This is a genomic window from Pseudomonas sp. Rh2 (genome assembly GCF_040762985.1).
In the GTDB taxonomy this organism is placed as follows: Bacteria; Pseudomonadota; Gammaproteobacteria; order Pseudomonadales; family Pseudomonadaceae; genus Aquipseudomonas; species Aquipseudomonas taiwanensis.
Map to the genome: position 1 here is coordinate 2,300,589 of NZ_CP142890.1, position 21,265 is coordinate 2,321,853.

The following is a 21,265-nucleotide window of genomic DNA, read 5'->3' on the forward strand; positions in this document are numbered from 1 at the left end:
AGGATGCTATGGACGATATCTATCGCGCGGCCGTGGACGCGGCCGCGATCTTTTCCGAGACCGACCTGCGCGGGCGAATCACCTACGTCAACCAGCAGTTCTGCAGTATCTCTGGCTATAGCCGTGAAGAACTGCTCGGTGCCAATCACCGTATTCTCAATTCAGGCCTGCACGAGCCGGAGTTTTTCCTAGGCATGTGGCGGGCCCTGGTCGCAGGGCGGGTGTGGAAAGGCGAGATCTGTAACCGGGCCAAGGATGGCTCGCTGTACTGGGTGGACAGTACCATGGTGCCGCTGATCGACCCCAAGACTGGCAAGGTGCACAGGTACGTCTCGATCCGCTTCGATGTCACTGAAAAACGCCAGTTGCTGCACACCCTGCAATGGCGTGTCGGACACGATGTGCTCACTGGGTTGCCCAACCGCGCGTACTTGTCCGAGTTGCTCAACCAGGCCCTGGCGTTTTCCCGTCGCGAGGACATTCCGTTGGCGGTGTGCATGCTCGACCTCGACGGTTTCAAGGCGGTCAACGATGGCTACGGACATGCCGCGGGCGACTTGCTTCTGGTCGAGGTGGCCCAGCGGTTGAGGAGCATCCTGCGCGGCGGTGATGCAGTGGCAAGGCTGTCGGGCGATGAATTCGTGCTGATCCTGCGTCATGTCGATGGCAGTCAACAGTTGCATGCCGCCTTGCATCGGATACTGCACGCCCTGGCTGCGCCTTATGTCATTCGCGAGCAGCGCCTGGCGCTCAGTGCCAGCGTTGGCGTGACGTTGTTCCCACAGGATGACGAAGATGCCGATACGTTGGTACGCCATGCCGATCAGGCCATGTACGTGGCCAAGCAGCGCGGGCGCAACCGGTATCACATTTTCGATGTTTCCCAGGAACTGGAACTCAAGGCGACGCACCAGACGGTCGCGCAGGTGCGCCGTGCGCTGCGCCAGGGCGAGCTGTGTCTGTATTACCAGCCCAAGGTCAACCTGCACAGCGGCCAGGTGCTGGGTTTCGAGGCCCTGCTGCGCTGGCAGTGCCCAGGCCGTGGACTGGTATTGCCAGGCGAGTTTCTGCCCTTGGTCGAACAGACCGACCTGATCGTGGAGATTGGCGAGTGGGTGATCGAGCAGGCGCTGCACCAACTGCGTCGATGGCAACGCGAAGGGCGTAACTGGTCGCTGAGTGTGAACATCGCCGCCCGACATCTGCAGCGCAATGACTTTGCCGCGCGGCTGGCGCAGTTGCTGGCCGAGCACCCAGGCATTGACCCCACTCGTTTGGACCTGGAGATCGTCGAGTCGGTGGCGCTGGATAATCTCCAGCACGTCAGCCGTTGCTTGGACGCGTGCCTGGCGCTGGGGGTACGTTTTTCGCTGGATGACTTCGGCACCGGCTATTCGTCCTTGAGCTACCTGAAGCGCCTGCCGACTCAGACCATCAAGATCGACAAGTCGTTCGTGCGCGACATCCTCCATGACCAGGATGACCTGGCGCTCACCGGGGCGGTGATCGGCCTGGCACGGGCCTTTGGCCGCGAGGTCATCGCGGAGGGGGTGGAAAGCGTCGAGCATGGGCGGGTGCTGATGGAGCTTGGTTGCGCACTGGCGCAGGGGTATGGCATCGCTGCCCCGATGCCAGTGGGCGAGGTGGCGGCATGGGCGCAGGCCTATCGACAACCGGAGCCATGGCGCTCGGCCTGATCACGGCAGTGGGGCCATGCTCTTGACCGCCGCCAGCTCCGGGTGCGCCACCAGTTTGTCGATATGCAGGGCGTCATCGTTCATCCAGTGTTCGGTAAGGACCCGGTAGTGCTCCATATCCCGACAGCGCATGCGCAGGCTGTAGTCGAAATGGCCGCTGATCAAATGACACTCGTACACTTCGGGGCAACTGCGCATGGTGGCCTCGAAGGCCTTTTGTGCAGCGCGGCCGCTCTGGTTGGAGAGTGCCACCAGTACCAGCAACGAGAGCCCAGGCGATACTTTCTGCAAGTCGATGATCGCTCCGTATCCACGTATCACCCCACGTCGCTCCAGTTTGCGCACACGCTCCAGGCAGGGGCGTGGGGTGAGGTGAACAAGGGTGGACAGCTTCTCGAAAGTGATGCGGCCATCGTGCCGTAGCACGTCGATGATCGCCTCGTCGATGCGGTCCAGGGGGTGGTGGGAATCGGCCTTGGTGTCCATGCGCAATGGCTTCATTCAGCGGGAGGCATGGACAGGTTAGGCGGTAATTCCGCAACTGTCGCTGCAGGGAAAAGAGGGGCCGTCGTACGGCCCCGCAATATCAGGCGATTGCGCAGCTGGCTGGGTGTGCCGCTCGAATGCCCACCCTGCGCGGTTGCAGCAGTGCGTATAGATCTTTTGGGTTCTCCAGGGTCGGTACCAGCTCGATGTCCTGCCCGATGTCCAGAGCTTGGGCGCAATCCAGTACGTAACGCAGGGCCGCGTAATCCTCCAGGGCAAAGCCGACCGAGTCGAACAGTGTCACCTGGCGGTCATGTTCGCGGCCAGGCACCTGGCCCGTCACCACTTTCCAGAATTCGGTGACGGGCAGGTCTGCCGCCGCCTGCTGGATCTCGCCTTCGATCCGGCTCTGTGGCTCGTACTCGACAATCACCCGCGCCGCTTCGACGATGGCCCGGTGCAACTCAGTCTTGCCCGGGCAGTCACCGCCCACCGCGTTGAGGTGCATGCCCGGTTCGATCATTTCCGGGGTAAGGATGGTGGCGTAGGCTTTGTCGGCAGTCACCGTGGTCACGATGTCGGCGCCGCGCACGGCCTCGGCGACCGAGCCTGCCACGGTCAGCTTCAGGCCGGGACGATCTGCCAGGTTGGCCACCAGCTTGGCGGTGGCGGTCGGGTCGATGTCGTACAGGCGAATCTCGTCGATACCCAACAGTGTTTTGAAGGCAATGGCCTGGAACTCGCTCTGTGCGCCGTTGCCGATCAAGGCCATGCTGCGGCTGTCCTCGCGGGCCAGGTAGCGGGCGGCCAGGGCCGAGGTGGCTGCGGTGCGCAGTGCGGTGGTCAGGGTCATTTCGCTGAGCAGCACCGGGGCGCCAGTGTCGACGCGGCTCAGGGCGCCGAACGCCATCACCGTCAGCAGGCCGTCGCGGGTGTTCTTCGGGTGGCCGTTGACGTGTTTGAAGGCATACAGGTTGTGATCGGAAACCGGCATCAGCTCGATCACTCCGTCCGGCGAGTGATTGGCCAGGCGCGCGCATTTTTCGAAGTCCTGCCAGCGCAGATAGTCCTGGCGAATGTACTCGGCCATTTCCACCAGGCAGGTCGACAGACCTTTGCGATTGACCAGGCGGGCGAGGTCTTGCACATCGATATAGCGGGTCATGGGGTTCTCCGTACAGCGGCGCACCTGAGCGTCGGGTGGGCTCTCAGGGTGGGCTGTAGGTATATTTTCCGACAGGCACTGTGCAAAAGCTGGCTGTGCGCAGGGCGGGGCTCAGCCGCAACAGCTGAAATCAAGCGCCAGGCAGCCGAATCGGCTGTGGGCGGCCCTGGCGCGAAGCTCGCCCAAGGCCTGTGCAGGGAACCTCACTGCGTGTTGAACATTGTCATCGCCAGCTGTCGATACAGGGCGTCTTGGGCGTCGCGACGGGTGCTGAGCAGCAATCGGCCAGCCCGTTCGTACAGCTCGCTTTCGCCGCTGTACCGTCCTGATACCAGGTCGATACGTTGCAAGATGCCTTCAATCCGCCACCTTAAGCCCTGTACTGCGGAGGTCTCCCGCTCCAGGGCTTCGATGAATCTCGGTGGCACGGCCGGTCCGGTGTAGGGCGCGATTGCCGAGGTCGGCTCGGTCAAGTCGGTGTAGTACTCCGAAGCCGCCTGCCACTCCCGGGCCAGTGCCTGGAAGGCCTCAGGGTAAAGCCGTTGCACCCAGGCGCGCCAAAAGGGTTGCTCGCTTGCCCAGCGCGCCAGGAAAGCCCCATCCACCTCGGCCAGTACCGCCTGGGCAAGGTGCTCCAATGTGCCCTCGCTCAGTTGCGCCAGGTAGCCGAAAGCGATCTGCGCCGGTTGATCGGGTAGGCTCAGACGTTCACGCAAAGCGATGCGTGCGACCAGGGCTATTTCGATTTCGTCGGGAGGGAGTTGAGGGTCGGTCAGTCGCTCATCGCTCATGTCATCGTCGGCCAACAGCGCTGGAGCGGCCTGGCGCGCGGCCTCGTCCTCGGCTGCGCTCAAGGCTTGGCGTCGCGCCCGGCGGGCGTTGTACAGGGCGCCGACCCGTTCATCGAGACATGCTTGGCGTGCCAGGCTGGTGACCACGGAGACAGCGACAGCCTCGTCCGATGCTCCGGTGTGGGAAGTGGCTACGCAGCGCCACACCGCGACTTGCGTTTCCACTCGCTGGAACAGCAGGCTGGCCTGATCCACGCAGGCCTCGGCGGCATCGTTGATCTCGGCGGTGACTTGTTCGAGCAATTGCGCGCGTCCCCAGCCAGTTTCCCCATCGACAAGATCTTCGGCGGTCAGGGTGCTCAGCACATGGACGATTCGCTCGCGGGTGAGGGTTGGGTTTGACTGATAGTCCGGTGTTTGGACCATGCGCTCGACCAGGCGATACAGCGCGGACCAGGCGGGGTCTTCGGCATGGGCTTGACGGTGCGCGTCGAGTTCGGCGGGAAGCTCGAGGGCCCAGGGTTCTTCTTCCAGGACGTCGAGGTCAGGGATGGCTTGGAGCCCGGCATTGACCAGCCTGAGCTGGGTCTGTTCGTCGAAGGGGTTGTCGTCGAAGTCATAGTAGGTGCCTTCCTCGCCACTGCGAATGGCTTCGGCGAAGGCTGTGTCGCGCAGTTCGGGCGCGTCAACCAGGCGGTTGCCGCTAAGGTCTAGCGAACGCAGCACCAGGGGGCGCTGATCCATCAAGCCGACGAGTCCCACGGGCCACTGCGTGATCTCGACGCGGTCGAGGTCGAGGGTGTGCAGTCGCTGCCACCCGGTCACGTCAGGCGCGAGGCGCAGCGGGTTCTCGCCCAGGCGCAACGACTGCAGGTGATTCAGGCGTGCCAGCGCGGTGCGGCTTTCCGGGGTCAGGGTGATTTCGTTCGACCCCAGGCTCAGCTCGGTCAATGCAGGCCAACCTTGCAGGGCATCGAAGTGTTCGGCCTGCAGCACCAGATTGTTGAGGTCTGCCTGTAACGAGTACAGGTGCTGCAACTGACCGAGCCGTTCCAGGGCCTGGGTGGGCAAGTCTTCTAGCGCGTCGGTGAGGTTCAGGCGTTGCAGGCGAGGAAGGTGCGCCAGAACGTCGAGGTTGCGAGGCGTGTCCAGAAGCAGGAAGTTTTCCGACAGGTCCAGGGACTCCAGCTGGGTCATCTGGGTCAAGGGTTCAGGCAGCCAGCGCAGCAGATTGCTGGAAAGATCCAGATGGCGTACGCCAGGAAACGCCTGCAGGAATCCATCCAGATTGGCAGCTTCACCGGCGCGTGAACCGACCACGATCAGCCAATTCACGTGCGTCAGGCGTACCGGCAAGGTTGGCAGAGAGCCCAGGTGTTGCGCCTCGAGCACCAATTCGACCTGATCGACTTGCGGGCTTTCCCGTCGCCATGCCTGGCGTATGCGACAGGCCGCCTCGGTGCGAGCGATGCGGCGCTGTTCGATGGCGCCCACCATAAGCCCTTCTGCGTCATTGACCCAGGTGTCGAGCGTAGTGCCAAGGCGTTGGTACTCTGTTCGCAAGCCTTCGAGCAGCCTGGTGAACGCGCCGGGTGCGTCTCCGGCCGCCTGGCGCAGGCGATAACGCAACCATTCGCGATCGCCTGGCTCGCGGCTGGGAAACAGCATGTCGAACAACGCGTCGTCATTCGCCCAGCCTTGGCCGCGGCCGCTGAGTGGATAGCCTATGCGTCCTGTTTCCAGAAGGCGCGTGGGTAATTGGTAGAGCTTGCGTACCGGAGCCATGCCCAGCAGGCGGGCAGCATTGTCGCGGTCGGCGGCGGCTTTTTCGAACAATGCATCGCGTAATGGCAGGGGGTCGTGTATCTGCAGGCTCAGCGCTGTCCGCTCGCTGTCCGGCAAGGCATCGAGCAGGGCTTGGTAAAGGGTCCTGTGACCGGACAATGATTCTGCGTGCTCGTCATAGGGTTGGTAGCTTTGTTCATGGCGCACCAGGGTCTTGACCGGTCGACCGCGCGGGCCGGCAGCGTTGATAAGCCGGCCGTGCAGACTGCCTTCGCGCAACTCGATACGTACCGCGTTGCTCCAGCCAGGTAACTGCTCCAGGCAACCCAAGGCCAGGGCATCGCGATCCTGCCAGGGGCCGCTGTCCTGGTAAAAACGCAGCAAGGCCCGGTTGATGCGAGCTTCGCGCAGGTACAGGCGAGCTGTCTGTGCAATGGCGATAGGCAGGCGGCCACTGCGTTGCAGATGGTCCAGGTCGCGGTTGCTGGCTTTGGCAAGGATCTCGGACTTGGCCCTGAGACTCAGGGAAGGAAAATCGCGTCCGAGGACGACCATGCCGGTGTTTGTCGGCCCAGGTGTTGCGGCATCCGTTGCGCCAAGTGCCTGCAGGTTGTCGAGCAGCAGGGCTGGGGCGGCTTCCTGATCGACCACCACGCGGCGCACGGCTGCATCGCTGAAACTGCTGCTGCGCAGGGCCCGTAGCAGGGTTTCGTCACTCACCGCGACGCCACTGTTGCCGATTCGGCGCATGAGCCTGGCGGTGGTCCAAGCCAGAGGTTGCTCGTGTTCGAGCAGCCAAGGACTGTGGCCGTTGCCCAGCAGGCGAGGCTGATACTGGTGGCCTCTGGCGGTTGCGAGACGCCAGCCATGGGCTGCTGTTTTTTCGAGCGGAAGGTGGTTGCCTTCCAGGGTGAGCCAGGGACGGCCCTGATGATGATGCAAGCCTTTGGTTGCCGGAGCGCCTGGTGGCCAGGGCGCTTCTCGGCTGAAAGGCAGCAGGTCTGCATGCCAGAGGCGTTGGCCAGAGGGGCCTGGAATGCGTGTCCAGTTCTCCAGCGGGCCAGTCAGACCGATTGCCGCATGAGCGGCGCCCAGTACGGCAATCTGCACCAGATTGTCGAACACATCGAACAGATGGCCGATGGCCGCATCGGTTTCTCCCTCGTTGAGTGCATGCACGCCTTCGAGAAACGCGTTCACGATCTGCGCGCCGCCGACCACCAGCATCAACTCGCCCAGCGCCGGCACGAACAAGCTCGCCACATTCAGTGCGGTCAGGCCCACGCCCAGCCAGCCCAGCAGGCGTGCCTGCCCGATCGCAGCGTCGAAACGCGCCGTGGGTACGACCAGCGTCACGGCATCGGTCAAGGCGACCTGCACCTGGCTGCTGGCTCGCTGTTCGAAACAGTCACCTGTCCAGGGCGTGAAGGTCAGCGTCAGGCGGGCATTCTTGTCGAGGGTCTCCTGCCATACGTCGTGGGGGGAGGGGAACAGCCGTTTGATCCAACTTACCGACTCGCCTTTTTCCAGCACAGGTGGCGTTGGGTAGAGCAGTGCGTAGGGGTAACGAGGGTAGAGTCTTTGCCGCAGTCGGGCAGCGAAGGCGGGTTGTTGCGCGTGGCTGACGAAGCGGTTGAAGAACAGTCGGAAGTCCTCCTGCCATAAACGGTGGGTAAGCGCTGTGCCGGCAGCCTGCAGGGAGGGGTACTGGCGTACTGCGCCCGAGGGGTCTGCGGGCAAGTAGAGCAGGCAGGGCTCTTGCTCGTCGCGTGGCTCCAGTCGCACCAGCAAAGGCCCGCTCAGGGGGACGCCGAGAACGCTCAGGTAGCCACATTGAAGGCGTCTTGTACCGGTCAGTGAGCGCACTTCGTGCGAGCCTGCGAGCGCGGCTTCGCCCAAGGATTCTCCGCGGCTGTCGATCCGTCCTTGCAGGCGAGCGTAGGTCAGTTCCGCCGCGAAGGCTGCGTGGTCCTGCCCGCGAAGCAGGGCGCGAAAGTCATCCGTGTCGATGTGTTGCTGCAGGTGGTTCAGGTAGCGTTGGCCAAGGTCAAGATTGCGCACGCCTTTGACGAACAGCGTGGTGTCTACGGCCATGGGCTCGAGGGCGTCTTCGGAGGCATAAAGGCGGATGGGCGTGTCGTCGGCCATGTTCTGCATGGCGGCTTCCAGCCAGGACATCATGCGTCGATGAGCGGGCGTGCGGTCGGTCAGCACGGCCGTATCGGGTGAAGGGAGCGGTATGTCCGGATACCAGCGGGCGAGGGCTTCGTTGAGCAAGGGGCGACAGAAGGCTTCCACCGATTCGAGGGGAGTCATGGCCTCGTGCAGTTTTCTCGTGGCCTTGTGGCTGTGCTGCACGCGCTTGCGCAGGATCTGGCGTTGCTGTTTGGTGGCCTCGGTCAGCCAGTCGGGCAGGCGCTGCTGAATCAGCGCCAGGTGGTGAGGTTGCAAGGTGTGCATGGGCTGCTCCTGAAGGGGGGGAGCAGTGAGGCTAATGGCGATGCGGCGAATGCCTTGCGTACAGTGTTAGCACCAGGGGCCAGGTTTGGCGCGGTAGGGCTCGCCAACGAAAACGGCACCCTCTGGGTGCCGTTTCACGTCGTGCGCCACGTGTGCTTACTTGTGCAGTTCTTCCGCTGCGTACAGCGTGTTCTCCAGCAGGCACGCCCGGGTCATCGGCCCGACACCGCCTGGTACCGGGGTGATCCAGCCTGCGCGGGGCAGGGCGGTCTCGTAGACCACGTCGCCGACCAGCTTGCCGTCGTCCTGGCGGTTGATGCCGACGTCGATGACGATGGCGCCTTCCTTGATCCACTCGCCCTTGACCAGGCCCGGCTTACCGGCGGCCACTACCACCAGGTCGGCACGGCCAACGTGGCCGGCGAGGTCCTTGGTGAAGCGGTGGCAGACGGTGACGGTGCAACCGGCCAGCAGCAGTTCCATGGCCATGGGGCGGCCGACGATGTTGGAGGCGCCGACGATCACTGCGTTCATGCCGTAAAGGTCCTGGCCGGTGCTGTGCAGCAAGGTCATGATGCCTTTGGGCGTGCATGGGCGCAGCAGCGGGATACGCTGGGCCAGGCGGCCGATATTGTAGGGGTGGAAACCATCGACATCCTTGTCCGGGCGGATCCGCTCAAGCAGCAAGGAGGCGTCAAGGTGTGCGGGCAGCGGCAGTTGCAACAGGATGCCGTCGACGGCCGGGTCGTCATTGAGGCGGTCGATCAGGTCGGTCAGGGCTTGCTGCGTGGTTTCGCTGGGCAAGTCGAAGGCCTGCGAAATGAAGCCGACCTCTTCGCAGTCCTTGCGCTTGTGCGAGACATAGACTTGGGAAGCGGGGTCGGTGCCGACCAGGATCACCGCCAGGCCTGGAGTGCGCAGGCCTTGCTGGCGACGCTCCACGACACGTTGAGCGATCTGCTGGCGCAGGTTGGCGGCGATCGCCTTGCCGTCGATTAGGTGTGCAGTCATAGACGCGTGATTAACCATCGAGAAAGGAACATTAAAGAGGGCGCATTCTCGCACGACATGGCCAAAGGGCAAAGGCGGGTGGTCGGGCAAATCCCCTAACCCCTTAAATAATTTAAATTTTTTAGAAAAAGGTGTTGACGGTATTCCCGCTCGTCTATAAGATTCGCCGCACTTGTCGGGTACGACCTAGCACGGGTTGGCAAGGTCGGGCAGAATGAGTGGTTTGTTGGCTCGTTCGGTCAGGCACACTGCTTATGCGCCCGTAGCTCAGCTGGATAGAGCATCCGCCTTCTAAGCGGATGGTCGCAGGTTCGAGTCCTGCCGGGTGCGCCATTAGGCTGCTTGGGCGAGCAAGTAAGGCTGTATAGCGATATGGTGGGCGTAGCTCAGTTGGTAGAGCGCTGGATTGTGATTCCAGTTGTCGTGGGTTCGATTCCCATCGTCCACCCCATATTCTTCAGAGGCGCCTTGATTGCATGATCTGGCGCCTTTGTTTTAAGCGCTACGCGGACGTGGTGAAATTGGTAGACACACTGGATTTAGGTTCCAGCGGCGCAAGCTGTAAGAGTTCGAGTCTCTTCGTCCGCACCATGCTTCTGTAAGGTTGTAACACGGTTGTAATGTAGTACCGCAAGACCGCAATATGGTGGGCGTAGCTCAGTTGGTAGAGCGCTGGATTGTGATTCCAGTTGTCGTGGGTTCGATTCCCATCGTCCACCCCATATTCTTTAAGGGCGCCTTGATCGAATGGTCGGGCGCCTTTATGTTATCTGCTGTATGCGGACGTGGTGAAATTGGTAGACACACTGGATTTAGGTTCCAGCGGCGCAAGCTGTAAGAGTTCGAGTCTCTTCGTCCGCACCATCTTTTGCATTGAAAAGCCGCTTATTGCGGCTTTTGTGCCTTTTGGGGCGTGTCTTGAGTTGTTGGCTGGTGCGGGTATCGAGCGCCGCCCACGCGGCGCATCGCGAGCAAGGCTCGCTCCTGCGTCTGTTTCGGGCCGGTACCGCCAGTGACAGACGCGCGCGACCGCCTTGTTTGACGACGCGATATCGCGTCGAGTGCCGAAGCGTTTGAGCGCAAATCTCGCAGGAATGATTGGCCCGAAACGAACGTAGGAGCGAGCCTTGCTCGCGATGCGCCGTGCGAATTGCTGGATTCCCTCCCCCCTTGCAATCCTCTGGTGGCGCCCCAATAAAAGCTGTTAGATTTCAGCCGGTTGAAACACCGGACCATCTGGCCGGCAGAGGAACAACCCAATGATTGCAAAAGAAGCCCGTCAGGCCCTGGCGCTGCAGCGCTTCGCCGAAGCCAATCCGCAGCTGCTCGAAGAGATTTGCGAGCTCGATGCCCGTGAGCAAGCCCAGCAGATCGAATGGGCCTTCGAGGATGCCGCCGAGGAGCAGGGTATCGAGCCCTGGGAGCTGGCGCTGCAGTTGATCGCCGAAAGCCCTGAGCAACTGCAGGCGATGCGCCTGGAGACCCATCGCGAAGTGGCCGAGGCGCTGGGGATGGAGTGGGAAGAGTACTGCCAGTTCAACGAGATCGACCCTGAGTAAACAGTGTCGCTTGCCCTGGCAGTTGTTTGACAAGGTATTTCGGTTGTGTGCCGCCCAAGGCGTCGCGCAGCCTCCTTATATAGAAGGGCCCGGCGGTGCGCCGTGCGGGCCTTGCAAGTTAATCGACCGGCGTGGTTTTCCGTCGTCCCGGGTGGGGTGACTTCTGGTGCGCGACTCACTAGAATGTTTGCCCTTGATTCTGGAGTCGGGCTATCGCCGGCTAACGTCTGTGCAACGAGGAATATCCATGCAAGTTTCTGTTGAAAACACTTCCGCTCTCGAGCGCCGCATGACCATCGCCGTTCCGGCCGAGCGCGTCGAGAACGAAGTCAACAAGCGTCTGCAGCAGACTGCCAAGCGCGCCAAGGTCGCGGGCTTCCGTCCGGGCAAGGTGCCAATGAGCGTGATCCGCCAGCGCTTCGAGGGCGATGCCCGTCAGGAAGTCTTCGGTGACCTGGTCCAGGCTTCCTTCTACGAGGCGGTTGTCGAGCAGAAGCTGAACCCGGCTGGTGCTCCGTCCGTTGAGCCGAAGTCCTTCGAGAAGGGCAAGGACCTGGAATTCGTCGCTGTCTTCGAAGTCTTCCCAGAGTTCACCGTTGCGGGCCTGGAGTCGATCAAGGTCGAGCGCCTGAGCGCCGAAGTGGCTGACGCTGACCTGGACAACATGCTGGAAGTGCTGCGCAAGCAGAACGTGCGCTTCGAAACCGTCGAGCGCGCCGCCGAGAAAGACGATCAGGTCAACATCGACTTCGTCGGCAAGATCGACGGTGAAGCCTTCGCCGGTGGTTCGGCCAAGGGCACTCAGCTGGTGCTGGGCTCCGGCCGCATGATCCCAGGCTTCGAAGATGGCCTGGTAGGCGCCAAGGCTGGCGAAGAGCGCGTTGTCAACGTGACCTTCCCAGAGGACTACCAGAACCTGGACCTGGCTGGCAAAGCCGCCGAGTTCACCATTACCGTCAACGCCGTTGCCGCGCCTCAGCTGCCAGAGCTGAACGAAGAGTTCTTCGCCCAGTTCGGTATCAAGGAATCGACCCTGGAAGGCTTCCGCGCCGAAGTTCGCAAGAACATGGAGCGTGAGCTGCGTCAGGCGATCAAGAGCAAGGTCAAGAACCAGGTCATGGACGGTCTGCTGGCCGCCAACCCGATCGAAGTGCCGAAAGCCCTTCTGGAAAACGAAGTCAACCGCCTGCGCGTCCAGGCTGTTCAGCAGTTCGGTGGCAACATCAAGCCTGAGCAGCTGCCAGCCGAGCTGTTCGAAGAGCAAGCCAAGCGCCGCGTTGTGCTGGGCCTGATCGTCGCCGAAGTGGTCAAGCAGTTCGAGCTGAAGCCGGACGACGTCAAGGTTCGCGAGATGATCGAAGAAATGGCTTCGGCTTACCAAGAGCCTGAGCAGGTCATCGCCTGGTACTACAAAAACGACCAGCAACTGAACGAAGTCCGTTCGGTTGTGCTGGAAGAACAAGTTGTAGATACTGTTCTGCAGAAAGCGACTGTGACCGACAAATCGGTCTCGTACGAAGAAGCAGTAAAACCAGCACAGGCTCCAGCCGCTGAGTAATACGTTTCTCTCGTAGGAAACCCCCACAAGCCAGCCTTCGCGCTGGCTTGTGCGTATTCAAGCCATGACTATTTGGGAGTGAGCGCAGGACATGTCCCGCAATTCTTATATTCAGCAGAGCTCTGACATCCAGGCCGCAGGCGGTCTGGTCCCGATGGTTATCGAGCAGTCCGCCCGTGGCGAACGTGCCTATGACATTTACTCGCGCCTGTTGAAGGAGCGAGTGATCTTCCTGGTTGGCCCTGTAGAGGACTACATGGCGAACCTGGTGGTGGCGCAACTGCTGTTCCTTGAAGCGGAAAACCCGGACAAGGATATCCATCTGTACATCAACTCTCCGGGCGGCTCCGTGACTGCTGGCATGTCGATCTACGACACCATGCAGTTCATCAAGCCGGACGTCTCGACCATTTGCATCGGCCAGGCCTGCAGCATGGGCGCCTTCCTTCTGGCGGCCGGTGCCAAGGGCAAGCGTCACTGCCTGCCGAACTCGCGTGTGATGATCCACCAGCCGCTGGGCGGCTTCCAGGGTCAGGCCACCGATATCGAGATCCACGCCCAGGAAATCCTCAACATCAAGGCGCGCCTGAACGAGCTGCTGGCCTACCACACTGGCCAGGACCTGGAGACCATCAAGCGCGACACCGAGCGTGACAACTTCATGAGCGCCTCGCGCGCGGCCGAGTACGGCCTGATCGACTCGGTATACGACAAGCGGCAACTGGCCTCCTGAACCCAGGTGCCAGAGCAGGTAGGTGCCGAAAGCGCCTACCTGCGGACTTGAAAAAGCCCGCAATTGCCTTCATCTTGTGTTGCAAGCCTACCGGATTGGATCGATCGAATGACTGACACCCGTAACGGCGAGGACAGCGGCAAATTGCTCTATTGCTCCTTCTGCGGCAAAAGCCAGCACGAAGTGCGCAAATTGATTGCCGGGCCCTCGGTATTTATCTGCGACGAGTGCGTCGACCTGTGCAACGACATCATCCGTGAGGAGGTGCAGGAAGCCCAGGCCGAAAGCAGCGCGCACAAATTGCCTTCGCCGAAAGAAATCAGCGGCATCCTGGACCAGTACGTAATTGGTCAGGAGCGCGCCAAGAAGGTGCTGTCCGTAGCGGTGTACAACCACTACAAGCGCCTGAACCAACGTGACAAGAAGGGTGACGAGGTCGAACTCGGCAAGAGCAACATCCTGCTCATCGGGCCAACCGGCTCGGGCAAGACCCTGCTCGCCGAAACCTTGGCACGTCTGTTGAACGTACCGTTCACCATCGCTGACGCCACGACCCTGACCGAAGCCGGTTATGTGGGCGAGGACGTCGAGAACATCATTCAGAAGCTGTTGCAAAAGTGCGACTACGACGTGGAGAAGGCCCAGATGGGTATTGTCTACATCGACGAAATCGACAAGATTTCACGTAAGTCGGACAACCCGTCGATTACCCGCGATGTATCGGGTGAGGGCGTGCAGCAAGCGCTGTTGAAACTGATCGAAGGCACCGTCGCCTCCGTACCGCCGCAAGGGGGCCGCAAGCACCCGCAACAGGAATTCCTGCAGGTTGATACCCGCAACATCCTGTTCATTTGTGGTGGCGCCTTCTCGGGCCTGGAAAAGGTCATCCAGAACCGCTCCACCAAAGGTGGCATCGGTTTCGGCGCGGAAGTGCGCAGCAAGGAAGAAGGCAAGAAGGTCGGTGAGTCGCTGCGTGAGGTCGAGCCGGACGATCTGGTGAAGTTTGGCCTGATCCCCGAGTTCGTTGGCCGTCTGCCAGTGCTGGCGACGCTCGACGAGTTGGACGAGGCTGCACTGATGCAGATCCTCACCGAGCCGAAGAACGCCCTCACCAAGCAATATGCCAAGCTGTTCGAGATGGAAAGCGTGGACCTCGAGTTCCGCAGCGACGCCCTCAAGGCCGTCGCCCGCAAGGCCCTGGAGCGCAAGACTGGCGCCCGTGGCCTGCGTTCGATCCTCGAAGGCGTGCTGCTCGACACCATGTACGAGATTCCTTCGCAGAAGGATGTCAGCAAGGTGGTGATCGACGAGAGCGTCATCGAAGGCACTTCGCAGCCGCTGCTGATCTACGAAAACAGTGAGCCGCAAGCCAAGGCCGCACCTGACCTCTGAGTCGGGCGATGGCAACAAGCAAGAAGGGGCCTACGGGCCCCTTTCTGCTTTTCCTTCTCCAGCGCTTGTAATTTGCCAAGCCTGCCCCCACATTAGGTCCAAGCATAATTTCCACCGGTTTCCGGCCATAAGGCCGCTGTAGAGGCGAAATCATGAAGACCACCCTCGACTTGCCTCTTTTGCCATTGCGCGATGTCGTTGTTTACCCGCACATGGTTATCCCGCTGTTCGTGGGGCGCGAAAAGTCTATCGAAGCCCTCGAGGCCGCGATGACGGGCGAAAAGCAGATTCTCCTGCTTGCCCAGAAGAACCCAGCCGATGACGATCCGGGCGAAGACGCCCTGTATCGTGTCGGTACCGTTGCCACCGTGCTGCAACTGCTGAAATTGCCTGATGGCACCGTGAAGGTGTTGGTCGAGGGCGAACAGCGCGGCGCGGTCGAGCGTTTCACCGAAGTTGAAGGGCACATCCGTGCCGAAGTGTCCCTGATCGACGAAGTCGACGCCGCCGAGCGCGAGTCGGAAGTCTTCGTGCGTACCCTGCTGTCGCAGTTCGAGCAGTACGTCCAACTGGGTAAGAAAGTCCCCGCCGAGGTGCTGTCGTCGCTCAACAGCATCGAAGAGCCGGGCCGCCTGGTCGATACCATGGCTGCCCACATGGCGCTGAAGATCGAGCAGAAGCAGGAAATCCTTGAGATCGTCGACCTGCCGGCCCGTGTCGAGCATGTGTTGGCGCTACTGGATGCGGAAATCGACCTGCTGCAGGTGGAAAAACGCATCCGCGGTCGGGTCAAAAAGCAAATGGAGCGCAGCCAGCGCGAGTACTACCTGAATGAGCAGATGAAGGCCATTCAGAAGGAGCTCGGTGACGGCGACGAAGGCCACAATGAAGTCGAAGAGCTGAAGAAGCGCATCGAAGCCGCCGGCCTGCCCAAGGACGCACTGGCCAAGGCCCAGGCCGAGTTGAACAAGCTCAAGCAGATGTCGCCGATGTCGGCCGAGGCCACGGTGGTCCGCTCCTACCTCGACTGGCTGGTGCAGGTGCCGTGGAAGGCCCAGAGCAAAGTGCGCCTGGACCTGGCCAAGGCCGAGGAAATTCTCGATGCCGACCACTATGGCCTGGAAGAGGTCAAGGAGCGCATTCTCGAGTACCTCGCCGTACAGAAGCGCGTAAAGAAAATTCGCGGCCCGGTGCTGTGCCTGGTCGGTCCGCCTGGCGTCGGCAAGACCTCGCTGGCCGAGTCGATCGCTGCCGCCACCAACCGCAAGTTCGTGCGCATGGCCCTCGGTGGCGTGCGTGACGAAGCCGAGATCCGGGGTCACCGTCGTACCTACATCGGTTCGATGCCGGGTCGTCTGATCCAGAAAATGACCAAGGTGGGTGTGCGCAACCCGCTGTTCCTGCTCGACGAAATCGACAAGATGGGCAGCGACATGCGTGGCGACCCGGCTTCGGCGCTGCTGGAAGTGCTGGATCCGGAGCAGAACCACAACTTCAACGACCACTACCTGGAGGTCGATTACGACCTCTCGGACGTGATGTTCCTCTGCACCTCGAACTCGATGAACATCCCGCCGGCGCTGCTCGACCGCATGGAAGTCATCCGTCTGCCGGGCTACACCGAGGACGAGAAGATCAACATCGCGGTCAAGTACCTGACCCCGAAGCAGGTCAAGGCCAACGGTTTGAAGAAGGAAGAGCTCGAGATCGACGTCTCGGCCATCCGCGACATCATTCGCTACTACACCCGCGAAGCCGGTGTGCGTGGCCTTGAGCGGCAGATCGCCAAGGTATGCCGCAAGGTGGTCAAGGAACATACCGGGCAGAAGCAGGTCAAGGTCAAGGTTACCAGCGAGCAGCTCGAGCACCTGCTTGGCGTGCGCAAGTTCCGCTATGGCCTGGCCGAGCAGCAAGACCAGATCGGCCAGGTTACCGGCCTTGCCTGGACCCAAGTGGGCGGCGAATTGCTGACCATCGAGGCCGTGGTGATTCCGGGCAAGGGCCAGTTGATCAAGACCGGCTCGCTGGGCGATGTCATGGTCGAGTCGATCACGGCCGCGCAGACCGTGGTTCGCAGCCGTGCCCGAAGCCTGGGCATTGCCGCCGATTTCCACGAGAAGCACGACGTGCACATCCACATGCCAGAGGGGGCAACGCCCAAAGACGGGCCGAGCGCGGGTATCGGCATGTGCACTGCGCTGGTGTCGGCACTGACCCAGATTCCGGTGCGCGCCGATGTTGCCATGACCGGTGAGATCACCCTGCGTGGCCAGGTTCTGGCTATCGGCGGCTTGAAGGAAAAACTGCTGGCGGCACACCGTGGCGGGATCAAGACGGTGATCATTCCCGAGGAGAATGTTCGCGATCTGAAGGAGATTCCGGAAAATATCAAACAGGATCTTCAGATCAAACCCGTCAAATGGATTGACGAAGTCCTGCAAATTGCGCTGCAATACGCCCCGGAGCCCTTGCCAGATGTGGCTCCGGAGATAGTCGCGAAAGATGAAAAGCGCGACGGCGATGCTAAGGAAAGAATCAGCACGCACTAGTAGTTTTTAGCTGGGGGGCTTTCCTTGACAGTTTTTTCGGGGCCTTGCTATAAAGCGGCACGCTATTGTCAACAAGCCGCCCAGCGCACGTTTCATAAGCTTTTCATTACATACTTAGAAACAAACTCAATAGAGAATAAGGGGACTTAGAGTGAACAAGTCGGAACTGATTGACGCTATCGCCGCATCTGCTGACATCCCGAAAGCTGTAGCCGGCCGTGCGCTGGACGCAGTCATCGAATCCGTCACCGGCGCCCTGAAGCAAGGTGACGATGTGGTACTGGTTGGCTTCGGTACCTTCTCGGTCAAGGAGCGCGCCGAGCGCACCGGCCGCAACCCACAGACCGGCAAGGCTATCAAGATCGCTGCCGCCAAGGTTCCAGGCTTCAAGGCTGGTAAAGGCCTGAAAGACGCCGTCAACTAAGTCGTCTCTTTCAGCCGGTCCTGGCTTGGCCAGGTCCGACCGCGTGGCGGTGGGGCGCAAACGTTCCCGCCGAGCACGCCCGCTTTGAGAAGGCGCATCCACCGGATGCGCCTTTCTTCATATCAGGACTCTACCCACGCTCCGCGGTTGTCGACGCAGTGGTACAACCGTTTCTGGGGGACGCATGCTGCAAAATATCAGGGACAATTCACAAGGTTGGATTGCCAAGACCATCATCGGCCTCATCGTCGTGCTGATGGCGTTGACCGGGTTCGAGGCCATTTTTCAGGCCGCCACTCATTCGCAGGACGCCGCCAAGGTGAACGGCCAGACCATCAGCCAGAACGAGCTGAGCCAGGCCGCGGACATGCAGCGTCGTCAGCTGATGCAACAGCTGGGCAAGGATTTCGACCCTGCGCTGCTGGATGACAAGATGCTGCGCGACGCCGCGCTCAACGGGCTCATCGAACGCAAACTGCTGCTGCAGGGAGCCGAGGACGCCAAGTTTGCCTTATCCGAGGCAGCGCTGGATCAAGTGATCCTGCAAAGACCGGAATTCCAGGTCGACGGCAAGTTCAATGCCGACCGTTTCGACCAGGTCATCCGCCAGATGGGCTATGGCCGCATGCAGTTCCGCGACATGCTCGCCGAAGAAATGCTCATCGGCCAACTGCGTACCGGCCTTGCCGGCAGCAGCTTCGTCACTGACAAGCAGGTGGAGGCATTCGCTCGCCTGGAAAACCAGACCCGTGACTTCGCTTCCCTGACCTTCAAGGCCAACCCGGCTGTGGTCAAGGTCAGCGACGAAGAGGTCAAGGCGCATTATGACGAGCATGCCAAGGAGTTCATGTCGCCGGACCAGGTGGTCATCGACTACATCGAGTTGAAGAAGTCGGTGTTCTTCGACCAGGTCAAAGTGACCGATGACGAGCTCAAGGCCCAGTACGAGAAAGAAATCGCCAACCTGGCCGAACAGCGCCATGCCGCTCACATCCTGATCGAAGTCAACGACAAGGTCAGCGATGCCCAGGCCAAGGCCCGCATCGAGGAAGTCGAGCAGCGTCTGGCCAAGGGTGAGGATTTCGCCGCCCTGGCCAAGGAGTTCTCCCAGGACCCTGGCTCGGCCAACAGCGGTGGTGATCTCGGTTTCGCTGGCCCGGGCGTCTATGACCCCGCCTTCGAGGATGCGCTGTACAAGCTCAAGGACGGTCAGGTATCGGCTCCGGTGCGCACCGAGTTCGGCTACCACCTGATCAAGCTGCTGGGCGTGCAGGCGCCGGAAGTACCGAGCTTTGCCAGCCTCAAGGACAAGTTGACTCGCGACCTGAAGCTGCCGCTGGTCGAGCAGCGTTACGTCGATGCCGCCAAGCAGTTGCAGGATGCCGCTTACGAGGCGTCCGACCTGGTTCAGCCGGCCCAGGACCTGAACCTGAAGGTGCAGACTTCGGCACCGTTCGGTCGTGAAGGCGGCGAAGGTATCACTGCCAACCGTGCGGTGATCCAGGCGGCATTCTCCGAAGAAGTGCTGGAGGAGGCTGCCAACAGCACCGCCATCGAGCTCGACCCGGAGACCACCGTGGTGCTGCGCGTCAAGGAGCACCGCAAGCCTGAGCAACTGCCGCTGGAGGCCGTGGCCAAGAACATCAGGGAGCACCTGGCCAAAGAGAAGGCTACCGCCGAGCTCAAGGCCAAAGCCGACAAGCTGATTGCAGGTCTGCGCGATGGTTCCATCGCCGCGGGTGCTGCATACGAAGGGCAGGGGTGGACTGCACATGAAGCCGTTACCCGTGGCCAGGACGGTATCGACCCGGCCGAGTTGCAGGCGCTGTTCCGTCTGGCCAAGCCGCAAGCCAAGGACAAACCGGTGTTCGGCAGTGTGGTGCTCAATGACGGCAGCCTGGTAGTGCTGCAACTCAAGGGCGTGAACGAAGGCGCCGCCGCTAGCGACGAGGAGAAGCTGCAGATCCGCAGCTACCTCGCTTCGCGGGCCGGTCAGCAGGACTTCGCGGCCTACCGCAAGCAGCTGGAAGCCAAAGCGGACATCACTCGTTACTGAGTGGTTGCTGCAAACCGAAACAGGCCGCTCATGCGGCCTGTTTCGTTTCTGCGGCTTGGGTTGGCCTCATCACCGGCAAGCCGCTACCGCGGGGTAAGGGGGCGGAGGTCTAACGCTTCTCACCCTCGTAGTTATCGAGGGTATCCCGGGCAATCTCACGCCCCAGTGCGATCAGCTCAGGCGCCTTGTAGAACTCAAAGAACCGGCATACACGTTTGGGCACGTTGATCAGCACATCCGGCGGGTACCCTGCGATCTTGTACTGCGCCAGCGAGGTTTGCATCACTTCGAAGCTCTGGTTGATCAGGTCCAGCAGTGACGCCGGACCGACGTTGTCGATGATGAACGAGCCGGTGGCTGACTTGGGGGCACCTTCGCGCTCCGGAGCTGCCGCAGGCTGCTGAGCTTCGGGGTCGGCGACGTCGGCGAGCCAGGGGTTGGGGGGCGCGAGCCCCTCGGCGACGATCTCCTGTTCGATACGTATCAACTCTTCTGCGGGCTTGCGCCGGAACGGCAAGCGCGACCCCAGCGAGGTCAGCAGCGCGTCGAAGCGCATCTTGAAGGCTGCCGGGCGCTCGATGACAGGCAACTGATACTGTTTCTGGTTGGTGGCGTTGAGATTGACCGCGATGATCAGATCGCAGTGGCTGGATACCACCGGCACGATTGGCAGCGGGTTGAGGATGCCGCCGTCGACCAGCATGCGATTGCCCTGCATCACGGGCGTGAACAGGCTCGGAATGGCCGCCGAAGCACGCATGGCCTGGTGCAGGCAGCCCTCCTGGAACCAGATTTCCTGCTGGTTGGTGAGGTCGGTGGCTACCGCCGTGTAGGGTATGCGCAACTGTTCGATGTTGATTTCGCCGACGATCTTGCGAATCTGGCCAAACACCTTGTCGCCGCGAATGGCGCCAAGGCGGAAGCTGACATCCACCAGGCGCAGCACATCCAGGTAATCGAGGCTTTCGATCCAGTTGCGGTAGTCGTCGAGCTTGCCGGCGGCGTAGATGCCACCAATCACCGCGCCCATGGAGCAACCGGCAATGCAGGCGATATCATAACCGCGCCGTTCGATTTCCTCGATCACGCCAATGTGGGCGTAGCCCCGAGCCCCACCCGATCCCAACACCAGCGCTACACGTTTGTTCATGATCGTTCCCCGGCTTGTGCAACCATTGTCCAACAATGCACGCTTTGATGCCTGTGCTTCAATGTAGACCGCGCTGGACTACTCTAAGCAAGGCATATCGAGCAGGGCACTTTTCAGCGGACCGTGCGTCGAACAGCCACACTTATTTTCTTTTGAGGTAACACTGATGAAAGCCTGGATCTGCCTTCCTCTGATTGCCCTGGCCCTTGCTGGCTGTGCGGGCAAGACGGCCTACCGTGACAGCTGTGCGACCCAGTTGGATGCCGCCTGGAAGGAGCTCGACCTGGCCAAGGCCGAAGGCTTTGCCGGTACCGTCAGTTACTCCAAGGCACTGTCGCTGTTGACCGGGGCCAAGACCCAGCAACAGTTCGAAGGCTTCGAAGGGTGTACCCGCAAAGCCGAGAAGGCACGCTTCTATATCCGTGAGTCCCGCGCCGGGCGCTGACCGG

At 61.2% G+C, this 21,265-nt stretch carries 14 protein-coding genes and 5 tRNA genes; 14 read left to right on the forward strand and 5 right to left on the reverse strand.

Annotated elements, in window-relative coordinates; genetic code table 11:
* The first annotated feature begins 8 nt into the window (after positions 1–8).
* A complete protein-coding gene (locus VXM67_RS10365) occupies positions 9–1,697 on the forward strand; it encodes an EAL domain-containing protein (RefSeq protein WP_027906787.1) in 1,689 nt (562 codons plus the stop codon).
* Here the strand turns inward: VXM67_RS10365 and VXM67_RS10370 are convergent, their stop codons facing one another.
* The 4 genes from VXM67_RS10370 to folD all read right to left on the reverse strand — a co-directional run bounded on the left by VXM67_RS10370 (position 1,698) and on the right by folD (position 9,395).
* Positions 1,698–2,183, reverse strand: coding sequence for an Lrp/AsnC family transcriptional regulator (locus VXM67_RS10370; protein WP_027906788.1), 486 nt, complete (start codon positions 2,181–2,183; stop codon positions 1,698–1,700).
* A 100-nt stretch (positions 2,184–2,283) separates the two neighbouring features.
* Positions 2,284–3,348 carry an ornithine cyclodeaminase gene (locus tag VXM67_RS10375; protein ID WP_023379630.1) on the reverse strand — a complete coding sequence of 355 codons (1,065 nt, stop codon included), beginning with the start codon at positions 3,346–3,348 and terminating at the stop codon, positions 2,284–2,286.
* 203 nt (positions 3,349–3,551) lie between these two features.
* Positions 3,552–8,384, reverse strand: coding sequence for an NEL-type E3 ubiquitin ligase domain-containing protein (locus VXM67_RS10380; protein ID WP_367237658.1), 4,833 nt, complete (start codon positions 8,382–8,384; stop codon positions 3,552–3,554).
* Positions 8,385–8,540: 156 nt separating this feature from the next.
* The gene (gene folD / locus VXM67_RS10385; protein WP_023379632.1) at positions 8,541–9,395 is read right to left on the reverse strand and encodes a bifunctional methylenetetrahydrofolate dehydrogenase/methenyltetrahydrofolate cyclohydrolase FolD; all 855 of its coding nucleotides are present in this window, start codon (positions 9,393–9,395) and stop codon (positions 8,541–8,543) included.
* 256 nt (positions 9,396–9,651) lie between these two features.
* Between folD and VXM67_RS10390 the strand changes: the two genes are divergently transcribed.
* The 12 genes from VXM67_RS10390 (at position 9,652) to VXM67_RS10445 (ending at position 19,666) form a co-directional block, all read left to right on the forward strand.
* Positions 9,652–9,728: transfer RNA gene (locus tag VXM67_RS10390), tRNA-Arg, on the forward strand.
* A 42-nt stretch (positions 9,729–9,770) separates the two neighbouring features.
* A tRNA-His gene (locus VXM67_RS10395) sits at positions 9,771–9,846 on the forward strand.
* Positions 9,847–9,901: 55 nt separating this feature from the next.
* Positions 9,902–9,986, forward strand: a tRNA-Leu gene (locus tag VXM67_RS10400).
* 55 nt (positions 9,987–10,041) lie between these two features.
* Positions 10,042–10,117 (forward strand) — tRNA-His (locus VXM67_RS10405).
* A gap of 57 nt (positions 10,118–10,174) precedes the next feature.
* Positions 10,175–10,259, forward strand: a tRNA-Leu gene (locus VXM67_RS10410).
* A gap of 395 nt (positions 10,260–10,654) precedes the next feature.
* Positions 10,655–10,954, forward strand: coding sequence for a DUF6388 family protein (locus VXM67_RS10415; RefSeq protein ID WP_027906792.1), 300 nt, complete (start codon positions 10,655–10,657; stop codon positions 10,952–10,954).
* A gap of 247 nt (positions 10,955–11,201) precedes the next feature.
* On the forward strand, positions 11,202–12,512 hold the full coding sequence (gene tig / locus VXM67_RS10420) for a trigger factor (protein ID WP_023379634.1): 1,311 nt from the start codon (positions 11,202–11,204) through the stop codon (positions 12,510–12,512).
* A gap of 91 nt (positions 12,513–12,603) precedes the next feature.
* A complete protein-coding gene (gene clpP / locus VXM67_RS10425; protein ID WP_003259400.1) occupies positions 12,604–13,245 on the forward strand; it encodes an ATP-dependent Clp endopeptidase proteolytic subunit ClpP in 642 nt (213 codons plus the stop codon).
* A 108-nt stretch (positions 13,246–13,353) separates the two neighbouring features.
* Entirely contained in the window at positions 13,354–14,637 is a 1,284-nt protein-coding gene (clpX, locus tag VXM67_RS10430; protein ID WP_023379635.1) for an ATP-dependent Clp protease ATP-binding subunit ClpX, read from the forward strand.
* A gap of 152 nt (positions 14,638–14,789) precedes the next feature.
* Positions 14,790–17,186, forward strand: a complete 2,397-nt coding sequence (lon, locus tag VXM67_RS10435) for an endopeptidase La (protein WP_023379636.1) — start codon at positions 14,790–14,792, stop codon at positions 17,184–17,186.
* A gap of 151 nt (positions 17,187–17,337) precedes the next feature.
* Positions 17,338–17,610: a nucleoid-associated protein HU-beta gene (gene hupB, locus VXM67_RS10440; RefSeq protein ID WP_011533117.1), complete on the forward strand. Its 273-nt coding sequence runs from the start codon at positions 17,338–17,340 to the stop codon at positions 17,608–17,610.
* 184 nt (positions 17,611–17,794) lie between these two features.
* A complete protein-coding gene (locus VXM67_RS10445) occupies positions 17,795–19,666 on the forward strand; it encodes a SurA N-terminal domain-containing protein (RefSeq protein WP_027906794.1) in 1,872 nt (623 codons plus the stop codon).
* Positions 19,667–19,775: 109 nt separating this feature from the next.
* On the opposite strand, the gene VXM67_RS10450 is transcribed toward VXM67_RS10445, so the two are convergent.
* Positions 19,776–20,816 (reverse strand): patatin-like phospholipase family protein, encoded by a 1,041-nt coding sequence (locus VXM67_RS10450; protein WP_023379638.1) that lies wholly within the window; start codon positions 20,814–20,816, stop codon positions 19,776–19,778.
* Positions 20,817–20,982: 166 nt separating this feature from the next.
* Here VXM67_RS10450 and VXM67_RS10455 point away from each other — a divergent pair, with 166 nt between their 5' ends.
* A complete protein-coding gene (locus tag VXM67_RS10455) occupies positions 20,983–21,261 on the forward strand; it encodes a hypothetical protein (protein ID WP_023379639.1) in 279 nt (92 codons plus the stop codon).
* Positions 21,262–21,265: the final 4 nt, after the last annotated feature.